Source organism: Chthoniobacterales bacterium (assembly GCA_035274845.1).
GTDB lineage: Bacteria > Verrucomicrobiota > Verrucomicrobiia > Chthoniobacterales > UBA10450 > AV80.
On the sequence record DATENU010000015.1, the window covers coordinates 320,179 to 334,016 of the forward strand.

The following is a 13,838-nucleotide window of genomic DNA, read 5'->3' on the forward strand; positions in this document are numbered from 1 at the left end:
GCTGATCAGAATAGATTCTGAAAAACGAGGCGAACGAACACGTTGCCCTTGTCGCCAAACGTCGGTCCGGAAATCGTGCGCAAATAGCCGGCTTCAAACTTGGCGGTCACAACCGTAAGCTGAATTCCGGCGCCTGCGGCAAACCAGGTTTCGTTGCTCCCGGCGGGCCCGGACAAACCGGCCGCGTCGAACATGAGGAGGGGTTTGATCGCGTAGAGGTTTGCCTCATCGATGATGAAGTGGGTGGCCGGCGTTACTTCTGCCAGAATCTCTTTCGCGCGCCGGGCAGCCTGGTCCGCGGTCAAGCCTTGTTGTTGCAGCGTTGCCGCCAGCAGGCTCGGGCCGGTGACGTCGATTTGCCTTCGGAGCAGCTGTTTGAGGGTAACCGGATTGCCATTGAGGTCGGGGATGTCGGTGTCTTCGTTTGGAATCAGCGGCATCGACCAGCGCGGAATTGGAATGGTTACGTTGAGGTTCACATTCCAGAACGTCTCGCCTCCAAAAGTGCTCGAGCCGTTTCGAAGATGCGCTTCGTTTTCTCCAAGGCTGCGAATTACCGGGCCGGCCGGCATATTCATCAGCGTGCTTCCGGTGGCGCTATCATAAAGGAACTGGCCCGGCGCGTTGCCGCCGAAAAACCTCGCGTAAGCGGGGACGTCCCCGAACGTGCGCCCGCCTCCGGCCACGACTTCGATTCCGATGGTTTGATTCGGAGCGACCGCGATCTCTTTTTCGTAACCAAGCCGCAACACCAACCGCTGGTAGGAGCTACCGGTTTGCCACGCGCTTTCCTCCCAAAGGGCCGCGCGAAAGAAACCGGTGATCGTGGGCGGGATGGTATCCAAAAGAAGACGCGCGGTCTGTTCGTCCGCATCCTGGTTTGTCTTCGCTAACGTTTCGCCGTCGACGAAGCTGTCGCTGCTGCGGCGATAACCGGCGTTCGCATAAAAATGAGTATTCGGCGCGAGCTTGGATTTCAGGCCGAGAACGGCCGAGACCGCTTCGCCCGTATGCTCACCGGTTCCCAGCGGTTCCTTGATCGCGTCGAAGCCAGTCGAGAAGGTGAATTCTTCGAGGGCAGAACTCCGGTTGTTGAACGTGTAGGAAAAACCGGCGTTAGACCGATAGAATGCTTCCTCGAGCGATTTCGTGCCCTCGGCCCGCAGGTCGATTTTATGAGTCAGTCCAAACGAATCGCTCATTCCGAACAGGGAAACGAGGTCTGTATCGATGCTCGCGGAAACGGCTGTGCCAAATGCGCGGTCATACGAAAGACTCGCTATCGGATTAAAGGCGCGCAGGGCCTCGGGCACATTTTTATAGATCGTGGCCCAGGGCGAGCGCGGGATTGGCAGCACATTGTTGCCGACCTCCACGAGCGAAATATCCACGTAGTAGGGTCGAAAGATTACGCCCACGGTTCCGTCCGCCGCCGACGTGTCGTAGTCGACCGTGATGTATAGGATGCCCACTTCACCCTTCGAGCGTAACCCAAGGCTGGTGTTCGCATTCGAAGTGATCGCGAGCCTTAGGGCATTCAGGGCGTCGGACAACTTTTCAGGCGTCAAGATATCGCCGGCGGCCAACGGTAATTTGATCTGCGCCATCCAACGCCCCTCAACGGTAACAGACCGAACGCGCAAATCGTAAACGGCGCGGCGTGATGCGCCCGCGGTTTGTTCACGATCGCTTCGCCGGACCGCATTTTCCGCCGGGCCAAAGTCGAGGCTGACCGGCGCCGCATCCTGGCCCGCGCACCAATGCCCCAGGACGAAAATAAGCAGGAACAAGGAAAGTCCTGCCCCGGGCGGCGGCGAGCCGGTTAACCGAGGAGAGATTTTCACAAACGCGTCCGAAGACGTTTTCGAGTTCCCGGCGGCGACGAATTCCTGAGGTTTAATCAGGTCACACGCTCACGTTCACTACCTGACTCATCGCATCATGAATGGCCTGCTTCTGCGCGTCCGTCGGATTCTGGTCACCGACGATGGCTTTGGCCGCCGGATAGACGTTGCTCACCAGTTGGTCGGCCTGAGGCTGCGTGACACCTTGCGCTGCCATCGTTTGCAAGCTTTGCTGTTCGACTGGCGTGCCTGAGGTAAAGGAGACATGAACCAGCAGCACGTCGGGTTGTCCCGCCTCGACCTTCGAGAGATCGAAGACGAGCTTCCAAATAGCATCCGCCGTGGGAGTGCAGTCGCGTTCGACGCTGACGTTAAACTTAAATCCCGATTCGGGACTAAAAACCATTACGTCGAGAAGAAACGGTTTGCAGACTTTCGGTCCGCCAGGAACAACTGTGGTGGAAGAATCGGGCATGGGTAGGTCCTCGGGTTAGGGCTAGGTGAGCCTGGGAGGTCGAACCTCGCGGCTGATTGCTTTTCGAGTACGATTAAGCCGCCAGCGTGGTCAAGACAATTCGCGACCAGCAAGTGTCACGTCATCCCGAGCGAAGCGCTGCGGAATCGAGGCACCCCGTCAAACGTCGTCCGAGTCCCACCAGGACGCCAGAGCCTGACAACCCGCGCAAAACGCCGGTTATTTTCCAGCCGATGTCTTCGTCGCAGCCGGTATCGCGAAATTCTCGATCAATCCTTTGATCTCGTGGACAAAATTGGCGGCGCCGGCGCCATTCACAACTCTGTGATCGAAGGTCAGGGATAGGGTGATGACTTCGGCGGGCTCGGTCTTCCTTCCATCGCCAATCGCTTCGTAATGGGCGGAACCAACGAAGAGGGTGCCCACGGATGGCGGCACCACAATCGGCGCCGCGGCCCGGACACCGAATGCGCCCAAACTGCTGATGACCAACGGCGCGTTCATCGCATCGACTCGCCCTTCGCGGGTCTCCGCGACAGTTTCGTTGTAGCGCTTCACAAAATCGGGCCAATCGCGCGTGTTCGCCTTCGTCACCACCGCGGTCGCCAACCGGTCGCCGTCGATTGCGACGGCAATGCCGAGATCGAATTCGTCGTTCTCGACGATGCGATCGTCGTCCAAAATAATGCGGCGAAACGGAGCGTGCTTCTCCATTGCCCTAACGACCGACCAAGCCACCATCACGGAGGGCGAAGCGGCATTCTTGCCTTCTTCCATCTTGGCCTTTTCGCGCGCGCTCCGAATCGCGTCCCAGCGGGCGTCGATCTGCAGGTTTGCCGGGACGACGCGTCCAAGCCGCCGGACAATCGTCGGGGAAAGTGCCGGCTCGATCGTTTCTCTCGACGGGACCTGCTTCTTCATCTCCCGAACGGGCGGAGCTACCTCTCGCCGCATCGATTCATCTTCAGCGCCGTTCGCCTTCTGTTGCGGCGAGGCTTCCGCGGCCGTTTCGAATTGCTCGGCGAACGAATCACCCTCCGCGAGGATTTCGCCGATCTCCTGTCCAATCTCGACGGTGTCGCCGACCTGCGTTTTCCATTCGCCCATCGTCCCGGCGAAAGAGGACTCGATCGGGTAAACCGCCTTGTCGGTCTCCACTTCGCAAAGCGGATCGTCGAGCTCGATCTTGTCGCCCGGCTTTTTCAGGAGCGTGACGACCTTGGCGTTGCGAATGCCTTCGCCCATGATCGGGATCGTGATCTTTTGTGCCCGCATTCTCTTGTTGTAGCCGGGATCGGCGCTCTCAGCAGGCTTTTTTGATAACGACGGCCCGCTTGGAGACGGCCCGCTTGGAGACGGCCCGCCATCGGGCCGTTGGGATTCAGCTGGAACCGCAGATTCGACGGCAGATTCGACAGACCCCACGGCACGGGGGCGTGCCGTCTCCAAACGTGCCGTCTCCATGGAGATCGATCGCCTTAGCGCGGCGACGATGCGTTTCACATCGGGGAGCGCGGCATATTCGTAAATCGGGTTGTAGCCGATCATGACATTCGTTTTGCTTACGAGAATTGGCGGCGCGATCAGCTCGCTCCAAATCTCCGGGACACCAGCCAGATGCGAGACAATCATCTGGCCGACGCTGCAATTTTCGCTGTCCTCCTGGACAATCACGAGCCGGCCAGTGCGCGCCACCGATTCCTCGATCGCGGCGCGATCCCACGGAACGATCGAACGCAGATCAAGCAGATCGACACTGATTTCGTCGCCGATTTCCTGGAGCGCTTCGAGCGATTTCTCGACCGTGTTTCCCCAGGCCACCAGCGTGACCTGGGACCCGCTGGCGCGTTTCCGCGCCACGCCCAACGGGACCGCGAGGACCGGCTCGGCGGATTCGTGTTCGGCCCAGAGAAGATGCTTCGGGATCAGGACGAAGGTCGGATCTTCGCAATGCATCGCCGTCCACAGGAGACCGGCGGCATCCTCCGGCGTGCTCGGAATGGCGACGTTGATTCCCGGATAATGGGCGAGCGCCGCTTCATTCGCCTGGCTGTGCCAAAGGCTGCCGCCCGGCAAATACGCTCCGTAAGGCGCATAGATCACAACCGGACAGGTCCACGAGCCGTACGAGCGCCAGCGCAGCGTGGAAAGATTCGTCACGAGCTGGTTCCAGCCCGGCCCAATGAAGTCGATGAATTGCAGCTCGAAGACCGGCCGCTTCCCATACGAGGCCAGGCCACAGGCGACGCCCAGAATCGTCGATTCGGCCAGGGGCGAGTTGTAAACCTGTTTCGGAAATTCGGTCGAAAGTTTTTGGGTAAGACGGAAAACGCCGCCCTTCGGATCCTCCACATCCTCGCCAAAGATGATGCGAGCGGGATTCTTCTCGAGCCCGAGCCGGAGCGTTTTGTTAACCGTGTCGCCGATCCGGTATTTGCCCGCGGGCAAAACTTCGTCATCGAGCTGCGGCAGTTCTGCCGTGACCTGGACATTCAGCTCGTCCGCTGACGGATCTTCGGCGCGCTCGGCCTCCGCGAATTCGTTGCGGATCCGTTCCTTGATCTCCTTGTCGAGATTTGTGTATTCGTCCGCCGTGAGCACGCCCTCGGCGATCAGGCGCTCGCTCCAGGAGCGCAGCGGGTCGCACTTCTCGCATTCGGCCAGTTCTTCCGCGGTCCGGTAAAGTTTCTGGTCGTCGGAACTTGTGTGGCTGGAAAGCCGTTCCATGTTGACCCAGAAAAAGACGGGCCCGTTGCCAGCGCGCATCGACTCGAAAGCTTTCGTGCCTTCGTCGTAAATCTGCTGGATGTCGCTCCCGTCGATTTCCTTCCAGTCGTTAGGTTGAAGAACATCGAGAGCGCGCGGGTTGATCTTGCGCGTCGGGCTGCTGATTCCGTATTTGTTGTCCTCGACGACGAAAAGCACCGGCAGCTTGCGTTCTTTGGCAAAACAAACCGCCTCAAAAAAATCGCCCTGGCGCGTGGCGGCGTCGCCCACGGTGGTAACGACCACATTTTCTTTCTTATCGAGCTGGATTCCCCAGGCGATGCCGCACGCTGGCAGCAGCTGCGAACCGGTCGGAGTGGGGACGCTCCAGATCCCGCGGGATGCATAACTGTAATGCGACGGCATTTGCCGGCCGTGGCTCTGGCCCTTGCGTTTGGCAAAATAATCCAGGGCCAACTCGCTCGACGCGACCCCCCGTCCGAGAACGAGGCCGCGGTCGCGATAATAGGGCACAACGTAATCACCCTGCGTCATCGCAATCCCGAGCGCAGCCAGGCCTTCGTGGCCCATGCCGGAGACATGGAAATGGCCTTTGCCCTGGCGGTTTAGGTTTTGCTCGCGCAGATCGCCGTGCCGGCTCTCGAGCAGGATCGTGAGGAGGCGCAGCTTATCTTTTTTGGTCAAGGCGGGCATTTCGCCCAAATACTCAACTCTCCAGCGAAGCGCGGCAACTCGCGTTTCGCGTCGCGACAAACCAAGGAGCGGCGATTTGAAATCGCCGTCTTTTTTCCGAAGCGGGTAGTGTCCTAATTTGAAATTGACGCGCCCGCCGCAGGACTCGAACCTGCATCTCCGCCATAGGTTTCCGCTGGCACGGATTGGCGGCGTTCTTTCCATTCTACTAAACGGGCCTCTTCCACGAGAAGAGACCCGACTTCAGTTCGCAATTTTTTTCTTTTTTCTAAATTAGAAAATTCTAAAGAAAAGAATTGACTATTGCTGCCGTGAAGCGGCGGCAATCGCCACTTTGACGGCGGTCTGCGGTGAATCCACTGGCGGAATTTCTAGGACGGCGACGGTCTTGGTTTTGTCGTCGTCGTCTCGATATTGCCACGCGTACGCGCGCTGGGCTTTGTCATGCCCCAATAAATAGGACACCACCCCGGAGCGAGGCCGCTGGACAAGACGATTCGGCGGTTTTGAACCGCCGCTCCTTGTAAAAGACAGCGGCTTGCGACACTTGTTCTTCGAGTGAACAAGTCGCCGGAAATCATGCCGAACCGGGGCAGGGGAGTAATCGCCCGATACCGCGAGTTTCTTCCCGTCACGGACGCAACCCCGATCGTCTCGTTAGGCGAAGGCGGGACGCCGCTCATCTTCTCGCCCCGGCTCAGCGCCATCGTCGGGCGCGGCTGCGAAGTCCATTTGAAATACGAAGGCCTCAACCCGACCTGCTCCTTCAAGGATCGCGGAATGACCGTCGCCGTTTCCAAAGCCGCGGAGCGCGGAGCGGCTGCGCTCATTTGCGCATCGACCGGCAACACCTCCGCCTCGGCGGCCGCCTATGCCGCTCGCGCCGGCCTTCGTTGCGTGGTCGTTTTGCCGGCGGGAAAAATCGCCAGCGGTAAGTTGCTCCAGGCCTTTGCCTACGGCGCTAAAGTGATCGCGATCGACGGCAACTTCGACGACGCCCTCCTCATCGTCCGGAAACTGGGCGAGCGGGCGGATTTCGCGATCGTGAACTCGATCAATCCCGACCGCATCGCCGGCCAAAAAACCGCCGCCTTCGAAATCGTGGATGAACTCGGCAACGCGCCCAATTTCCATCTTCTCCCGCTGGGCAACGCCGGGAACCTCACGGCGTATTGGGCCGGTTACCGGGAATATCAGAACGCGGGCAAATCAACGACGCTGCCCGCCATGCTCGGTTTCCAGGCTGCCGGCGCTGCCCCAATTTTTCACGGGCGCGCCATCGAGAACCCGGAAACGATCGCGTCCGCGATCCGGATCGGCAATCCGGCCAGCTGGAAAGCGGCGTCACAGGCCGTCGCCGATTCCAGGGGCGCAGTGGATATCGTGACCGACGAAGAGATTCTCGCCGCGCAACAATGGCTGGCGAGGAACGAGGGGATTTTTGTCGAGCCGGCCAGCGCCGCGCCAATCGCGGGGTTGTTCAAGTGTTGCGAGCCGAAGCGAAATCCCGCGTATACCTTTTCGCAAATACCCGAGGAAAGCCGGATCGTTTGCACGGTGACCGGCCACGGCTTGAAAGATCCCGAAGCGATGGCGAATCAGACAAGCGCCCTGACTACAGTCGCCGCAAATGAGCGCGCTGTTCTCGACGCGATTGGCTTTTAGGTGGAGACGGCTCGCCGCCGAGCCGTTGGGGGTAACCCAGCGCAGGCTCTCAACGGTTACATCGCAGGTCCCAACGGCCTGGGGGCAGGCCGTCTCCAAAACCTTCGCGGGTTGACAGCCGGCCCACATACGCGAGACCATCCGCCGTGATTCCTCGCCTTCATCCTGGCCCGGCTTTGCCATGCGCCTGATCGTCCAGAAATACGGCGGCACATCGGTCGGTTCTGCCGAGCGGATCCGGAATGTCGCGCGCCGATTGCTCGAAACGCAGCGGGAAGGTTGCCGCGTCGTCGCGGTGATTTCCGCGATGGCCGGCGTCACCGACAACCTGATCAAACTGGCGCGGGAAACTTCACCCCAGCCAAGCGAGCGCGAGCTCGACACCTTGCTCGCCACCGGCGAACAGGCCGCGATCGCGCTCACCGCCATGGCCGTCAACGCCCTGGGCGGGAAAGCGATTTCCCTCACGGGCGCGGAAGCCGGCATCCTGACCGATCGCGCCCATACCCGGGCCAAGATCGCCAACATTTCTCCGCGACAAATCCACGCCCTCCTGGCCGATGATTACATCGTCGTTGTGGCCGGGTTTCAGGGACAGAACGCCGAGGGCGAAACCACCACGCTCGGCCGCGGCGGCTCCGACCTGACCGCGATCGCGCTCGCCGGAGCGTTAAACGCCGATGCCTGCCAGATTTTTACCGACGTCGATGGCGTTTTCACCTGCGATCCCCGGGTGGTCCTGGATGCAAAGAAACTCGACGAAGTTGCCTACGACGAGCTCCTCGAAATGGCCGGCGCCGGCTCAAAGGTCATGCAATCGCGCGCCGTCGAATTCGCCAAAAAATTCGGGGTCGAATTCGAAGTTCGCTCCAGTTTCAAGACCGACCCGGGCACGATCGCGAAGGAGGAAACCGCGAATATGGAGGATGTGGTCATCCGCGGAATCAGCGTCGAGCGGCACCAGGCCAAGGTCACGGTGGACGATGTCCGGGATGAGCCGGGGGTCGCGAGCCGGATTTTCTCGGTGATCTCGAGCGGGAATATCATCGTGGACATGATCGTCCAGAGCGTTTCCAAGCACGGCACGACCGATATTTCCTTTACCATTCACGAAAACGACTTGGACGCCGCGACGAAACTCCTGGAACCCGTGGTGAAGGAAGTCCGGGCGGCGGGTTTGATCACCACCAGCGGCGTGGCCAAGCTCAGCGTGGTCGGGATCGGGATGCGGTCGCATTCCGGCGTGGCCGCGCGGCTGTTCGATTGCCTGGGCAAGGGTGGGATCAATATCCAGCTTATCTCGACCTCCGAAATCAAGATCGCGGTAATCATCGACGGAAAAGACGCCGACCGGGCCGCCCAACTGACCCACCAGGAGTTCGGCCTGTCCCGATTCACGCCCTCAGAACCTGCGGCCGAGGACGAATGACGGGCGAATCTGGTCCTGATGCCCGTCGCAAGCAGTTATAAATTGTATTCCGGAAAGTGCGTGAGAACAATATGAAGGTCTTTATGGCGTGACCGTTAAGCTGGACGAATAGCCTCAAGGAGCGGCGGTGTCTGCACCGCCGACAATCGCCAATAACGCGCAGACCCGAAATTTGCCCGACGAGCGAGTATTGACCGATAGCGCGTTGGAATTCTCATTCGTTATCCGACCCAACGGCCGACCGCGGCGGAGCCCGCCGACGGAATTCCGGCGGTTCGGAAAGCGCCGCTCCTTGGTTTACCTTATGTCCCGGACCATCCGGGTAGCCGTCGTTTCGAAGACGATAGACCGGCCGGTGCCGCCCTTTGCGGCTGGCGAACTTGAGCCCGTTGAGGGGATTCTACGCTACAGGCAATCCCAAACCATTCCTTCCATTACATCATACAATATATGTCATATGAAATAGTAGGGTGTTGCTGCTATATGGTTATGGAGATTCTATATGAGCGATTCCACTACCTGCCGACCGGTCCCGCAACTTTCGCTCGATCAACGGTATGACCGTCCCGAGAAAAGCGCGCCGATCAAGCTTCGTGATATCATCACGTTGATGCCTTGAAGGAGTTGCGAGTCGATGACCTCGCCAACGCGGTTTTGTGTCCCCCGGCTGACGATATGTGGGTTTTCGGCGATGAAACGCACAGTGAACGAGAGCATTAGCGGTGTCATTTGGCCGTAGAGCGACTCGTGAATTGAGGCCGATTCCAAGATCAGCATTTCGCCGTACAGGGGCGAATACCGCGCTTCGCCGAGTAGGTCTTTGAAACCGTGCTTAAAAAAGTTTTGGGCATAGAGCAGCGCCTGTTGGACTGGCGGCGTCTGGCCGTCGAACCACTTCTTGACCAAGGTGGGAGCTGCCCCTTTATGCCTCCCCATCGCGCGATAACAGTCGTTCGCGGCTACGGCGAGCGTGTGAATCGATACGCTTTCGGCGGTCTGGAACCACAGCATGATCGCGCTTTCGATTTGCCGAAGCGCTGCTGTCTTTTTATCAACCCGAAATATCGGGGACGGTAGGTTAGGCGGATTCAAGGTCAGCGAATGCTGCCTCGAATTTAGCATCTTCTTTCCGGCGAAGGAAATCCGCCGTCAGGTCCACGACCCGTTCTAAACTCCAACGTTCCAATTCCACGCCAGCCGCGACCGCTGGCGTGGTCCCTAGCGTCTTGTGAACTCGAACAAGGTTGTAGATGCCGAAATGCAGCGCCACGGCTGCCTTGTGCATTTCCAGGTCCTTCGAGTAGCCAAGCCCCTTCCGTTGGAAGCGCTTCAATTCCTGCCGGACGGTCAGGAAGACGCGCTCAATGTGCGAAGTCGTGAGGCTGCCTAAGTCCGGCGAGCCGATTACTGGTTCCCGGCTCACCGTCACCATCTTGCGAACGCCCTCGTTCTTTCCAAGACGTGCCAGCGTGCCGTCCAGCATTTCAGGCTCGCCGAATACCTTTGTTTCCATTCCGAAAGTGAAACCCTCGTAACCGAACGCTTCGCGAATCAGCCACGGATAGCGCAGAAAATTGTCGGTCGCGATCTGCACCGGCCCTTTCACGCGCTCCCGCACATCGCCAACGAAATCCCGGCCCGTATTGCTGTCCCGCTTCCCGATCTTGTGGGAGAAAACCAGCTTCGTGTCCGCGTCAATGCAGGCCCACAGCCAGAAATCGCCGCGATTCGGATGCCGTTCCCGCTCCCAGATGTGCGGCGATTTCTTCATCCGTCCGGCATGGCAGCCGACATACTGCCATTGCTCATCCATTTCGATGCGGGAGCACGGCAGGTCGCGAAACTCGCGGTCCATGTATTCGGCCAGCGCTTCGCCCGGCGCAATTTGCACCGCTGGCTGAGGCGCTGAGAACAGCGTCCCGGCCTGTTCCGCGAATTCGCGCTATTTCGTTTCCCAAAGGGACTATCTATTGCGGTGGTAGCGGCTCGTGAATCTCTGCGTACCTCTCCAGTGTGTCCTGCACGGAAGCAGCAAAGAACTGCATCGGCGAATTTCTCGGGTCAACCAGCTTGCCAATCTTTACTTGGTAAAACTGATCTGGATGTTGTTCGTAATGCTCATCCAGCATTGTCGCGAAATTCAAAACCCTTAGTGCCGCTTCTGGATGGGCTGCTATGGCTTGTCGCACCGCGTCTGGCGACGTGGCGGCTCCTAAGACGCTTAGAAAATCAGTACATTGCCGCAGTGGAAGGCGAGCAAGCTTCCGGCGTTCCTCTTCGGGTATCGCTTGTTCAAATTCGATCCAGGCTCGACTTAGACAGCTTCGCCAAAGAGCACGGGCCTCGTCTCTTGGACGCTCAAAATTTGGTTTGTCCGGCATGGATCACAGACCCAAAAGCAGCGTCCATACCTCCGATTTTCGCAAAGGCCGAATTATGAATTTCCATAACGATAGGCACCCCAACACCAATAGTAGCGACCCTCGATCGTTGTTCAGACTGCCTTCCTCGATCACTTCCCCTTTGCCATCCAGCACACAAAACCGGTGTCGCTTCTCTCCCAGATCCAAGCCGATAGTTTTTTGCTTCTTTTCTTGCTTCATAGGCGTCGAGTTTACCCGAGCGCGCAACGCTCAGGCTCTCGCTGCCTTCTCATCTAATCTGGTTAGGCGGCAAACTGTCCACGGAGTAAGTGCTCATGTGGAATGCGATCTGCCGAAAAGCATGACTGAGCCGAAGAGTATCAGCCAGCCGATTCCTATGAAACGAATCACGAGTCTTGAGGGCATCTTCACTCGGCCACGATGAAACCACGAATAGAAGCGGACGACAGTGCCTGGCAAAAGAATCCACCACAACCCGAAACCGCCAAACAAGGCCACCGCGCCAAGATCAAAAGCGTTCATTCGAGAGACTTAAGGGCAACATGCCACCTAACTAGAATTAGACGAATGTTCGCCTTAAAAGGCGAACAATTTTTCGCCTATCACTGGGGTGGGCGCACAAGACACGTTGCTATATGTCATATGAAATACATTGGGGTTGGTGCTGATTCCGTATGCTTGTTATGGAGCCTCGCGATTTTGCTCCTCTGCTTAATCCTGCCTCTTGGCTAACGGGATGTGGGCAGTTCTCAACAAGTTATCAAGGACCTCGGATGATCCGCGGGCCCCAATTGAGCCTACGGCCGTGTCGCCCACCAAAACGTCAAGCCGATCGCATTCGTAGCAGATCAGGAAATCATATGTCTTTGTCTCCGTCGTCACTCGAAGCGCGTGGCGCGGGAAAAAGCAACTGGCACCCTTGTGCTCAGCGGCGGCAATTGCCGCCTTCAACGCGGATATTGCCATTTCCGCCTGGCTCGAATCAAGCAGGACGAACCCCAGAATGTTATGTGAAGGAAGACCGGCGCTCGTTTCAACGCCAGGCACTGGTCCTATGCCTAGAGGCTCAAGAGAGTAGAGACTGACGGATTTGTGATAGCGTAACGCTCGCTGCGCCTCGGGCGGAAGCTCTTGCTTTCGCCCCTCCCCGCCAAAGAGAGTTCCGATTCCAAGCCCAAGCAGAAAAAAAACGTTCCGGAATTTCACAGCGGTTGAGAAAAGGGCGGATCTACCGCGATGTGATTCCAAGCGCCCGGAGAAATTTCGCGAGGTCGTCGAAGCCTTCTTTGCTCAGGAACGTCCCCCGATAATAAAGCAGAAATTCGCCGATTTGAACGACTCCGAACTCGTCATAGACCGACTTGCCGTCGTACTTGGGAGACGAAACGAGATGAAGATTGATCTTGTGTCCCTTTCCCCGTTTGCCGTGTGCCTGGTAAAGCAGATCGGAGGAACTCTCAAACCCAATCTTTCCGGCGTTCTTGAGTAGCAATGGCCGATAGTTTCTAAAGAACGGCGTGGCATAATCCCGCTGCCGCGGCAGGTTGACGGCAGCGCGGTGAGTCAGATAGATATCTATCATTCCTTTTTCCCCCCAATACTCGAAACGAGAAATGCCATCCCGCGAAAAAGTATAGGCATTAATACCCTTAAATCCGCCCATGTACTGGGTGAACGAGACCCCGGTTTCTTTGTTGGCATAGAATCCCGCGGCCGGGTTCATGTCCCAAACGGGGTCCAGTTTTGAATGTTCGATTTTTTGGGCGTGGAGAGCGGCTGGCATAACGGCCAGCCAAAGAGCAATTACTCGGGTTAATCTCATATTGGGCTCGATGCGGTGCTTGCTGAGAGTCAGCAACCGATGCCGATCAACTGTCAAGGCTCTTAAGCGTCAGTGGCCCTTTGGAGCGACGTCTAAAACCCTCCGCTCCGGCTTGCCGCTGCAATAAGAAGCCGAAATCCGGCTTAGGCGGCGCCCTTTCCGGAATCCCGAGGCGGTCGATTCACGCCCAGATCTCGAGGAATGTCCGGCTGGCGGCTACCGATCCCGGTAGCCCATGATGCCCATACCGTCTTTGAACATGCTGCTGTCTTTGTCATTCACCGGCCCGAAATGCGCCCCCCTGTACTCAAGGCTGGCGACAGCGACGCCGCGATATTTGGCGGGCACGAAGCGGCGCATCTGTATCTGGTTGATCACGTGATCGGCGACCCGCGGGTCAGTCGATTCCAACACTCTCAGGTCTTTTACGTAACCTTCGGCGGTAATGATGAAACCGACGGCGGCTTTGGCTGGCGTTTTCGTCTCGCGCATCGGGCGCGGATCGTAGTATCCGAAATAGACGTCGTTGCCTTTTACCCGCGCGGGAACAAACTCCCCGCCTGGTTTGATTGTGACAACCCGATATTCGTCGGAAAACAGTTTCGCGGCAGTTCGATCCAGCACCGGCGCTTTGCTGCTGACCGTGTAAACGACGCTCGCTGGCTCTGCCGGCTTCCCGGCGATGACCTGGGCGACCGCTACGATGATGGCGCAAGCCGTGGCAGCCGATCTAACTAACATGGGAAAATGGAGGAACATTGATGGTTAAGTCCGCTTTCTCGCGTCGAACGAGGCTCGG

Annotated in this window: 10 protein-coding genes and 1 tRNA gene; 2 read left to right on the forward strand and 9 right to left on the reverse strand. The window is 58.2% G+C overall.

The genetic code is table 11. The annotated features are described in order from the left end of the window. Positions 1-5: 5 nt before the first annotated feature. The 4 genes from VJU77_11065 to VJU77_11080 form a co-directional block, all read right to left on the reverse strand. Positions 6-1,844 (reverse strand): hypothetical protein, encoded by a 1,839-nt coding sequence (locus tag VJU77_11065; GenBank protein ID HKP03884.1) that lies wholly within the window; start codon positions 1,842-1,844, stop codon positions 6-8. Between the two features lie 61 nt (positions 1,845-1,905). Continuing rightward, the gene (locus VJU77_11070) at positions 1,906-2,319 is read right to left on the reverse strand and encodes a hypothetical protein (protein ID HKP03885.1); all 414 of its coding nucleotides are present in this window, start codon (positions 2,317-2,319) and stop codon (positions 1,906-1,908) included. A gap of 219 nt (positions 2,320-2,538) precedes the next feature. Continuing rightward, positions 2,539-5,739 (reverse strand): thiamine pyrophosphate-dependent enzyme, encoded by a 3,201-nt coding sequence (locus VJU77_11075; protein HKP03886.1) that lies wholly within the window; start codon positions 5,737-5,739, stop codon positions 2,539-2,541. 130 nt (positions 5,740-5,869) lie between these two features. Further along, positions 5,870-5,957, reverse strand: a tRNA-OTHER gene (locus VJU77_11080). A gap of 340 nt (positions 5,958-6,297) precedes the next feature. On the opposite strand from VJU77_11080, the gene thrC reads away from it, so the two are divergent. Then, entirely contained in the window at positions 6,298-7,404 is a 1,107-nt protein-coding gene (gene thrC / locus VJU77_11085) for a threonine synthase (protein HKP03887.1), read from the forward strand. Between the two features lie 181 nt (positions 7,405-7,585). Continuing rightward, positions 7,586-8,833, forward strand: a complete 1,248-nt coding sequence (locus VJU77_11090; GenBank protein HKP03888.1) for an aspartate kinase — start codon at positions 7,586-7,588, stop codon at positions 8,831-8,833. A gap of 549 nt (positions 8,834-9,382) precedes the next feature. Here VJU77_11090 and VJU77_11095 read toward each other — a convergent pair. From VJU77_11095 to VJU77_11115, 5 genes are all read right to left on the reverse strand, one after another. After that, entirely contained in the window at positions 9,383-9,844 is a 462-nt protein-coding gene (locus VJU77_11095; GenBank protein ID HKP03889.1) for a hypothetical protein, read from the reverse strand. A gap of 67 nt (positions 9,845-9,911) precedes the next feature. Continuing rightward, complete coding sequence (locus VJU77_11100; protein HKP03890.1) at positions 9,912-10,724, reverse strand: hypothetical protein; 813 nt, start codon at positions 10,722-10,724, stop codon at positions 9,912-9,914. 76 nt (positions 10,725-10,800) lie between these two features. Next, the gene (locus tag VJU77_11105) at positions 10,801-11,214 is read right to left on the reverse strand and encodes a hypothetical protein (GenBank protein HKP03891.1); all 414 of its coding nucleotides are present in this window, start codon (positions 11,212-11,214) and stop codon (positions 10,801-10,803) included. 1,231 nt (positions 11,215-12,445) lie between these two features. Further along, a complete protein-coding gene (locus tag VJU77_11110; GenBank protein HKP03892.1) occupies positions 12,446-13,039 on the reverse strand; it encodes a hypothetical protein in 594 nt (197 codons plus the stop codon). A gap of 216 nt (positions 13,040-13,255) precedes the next feature. Continuing rightward, entirely contained in the window at positions 13,256-13,780 is a 525-nt protein-coding gene (locus VJU77_11115) for a hypothetical protein (protein ID HKP03893.1), read from the reverse strand. Between the last annotated feature and the right edge of the window lie 58 nt (positions 13,781-13,838).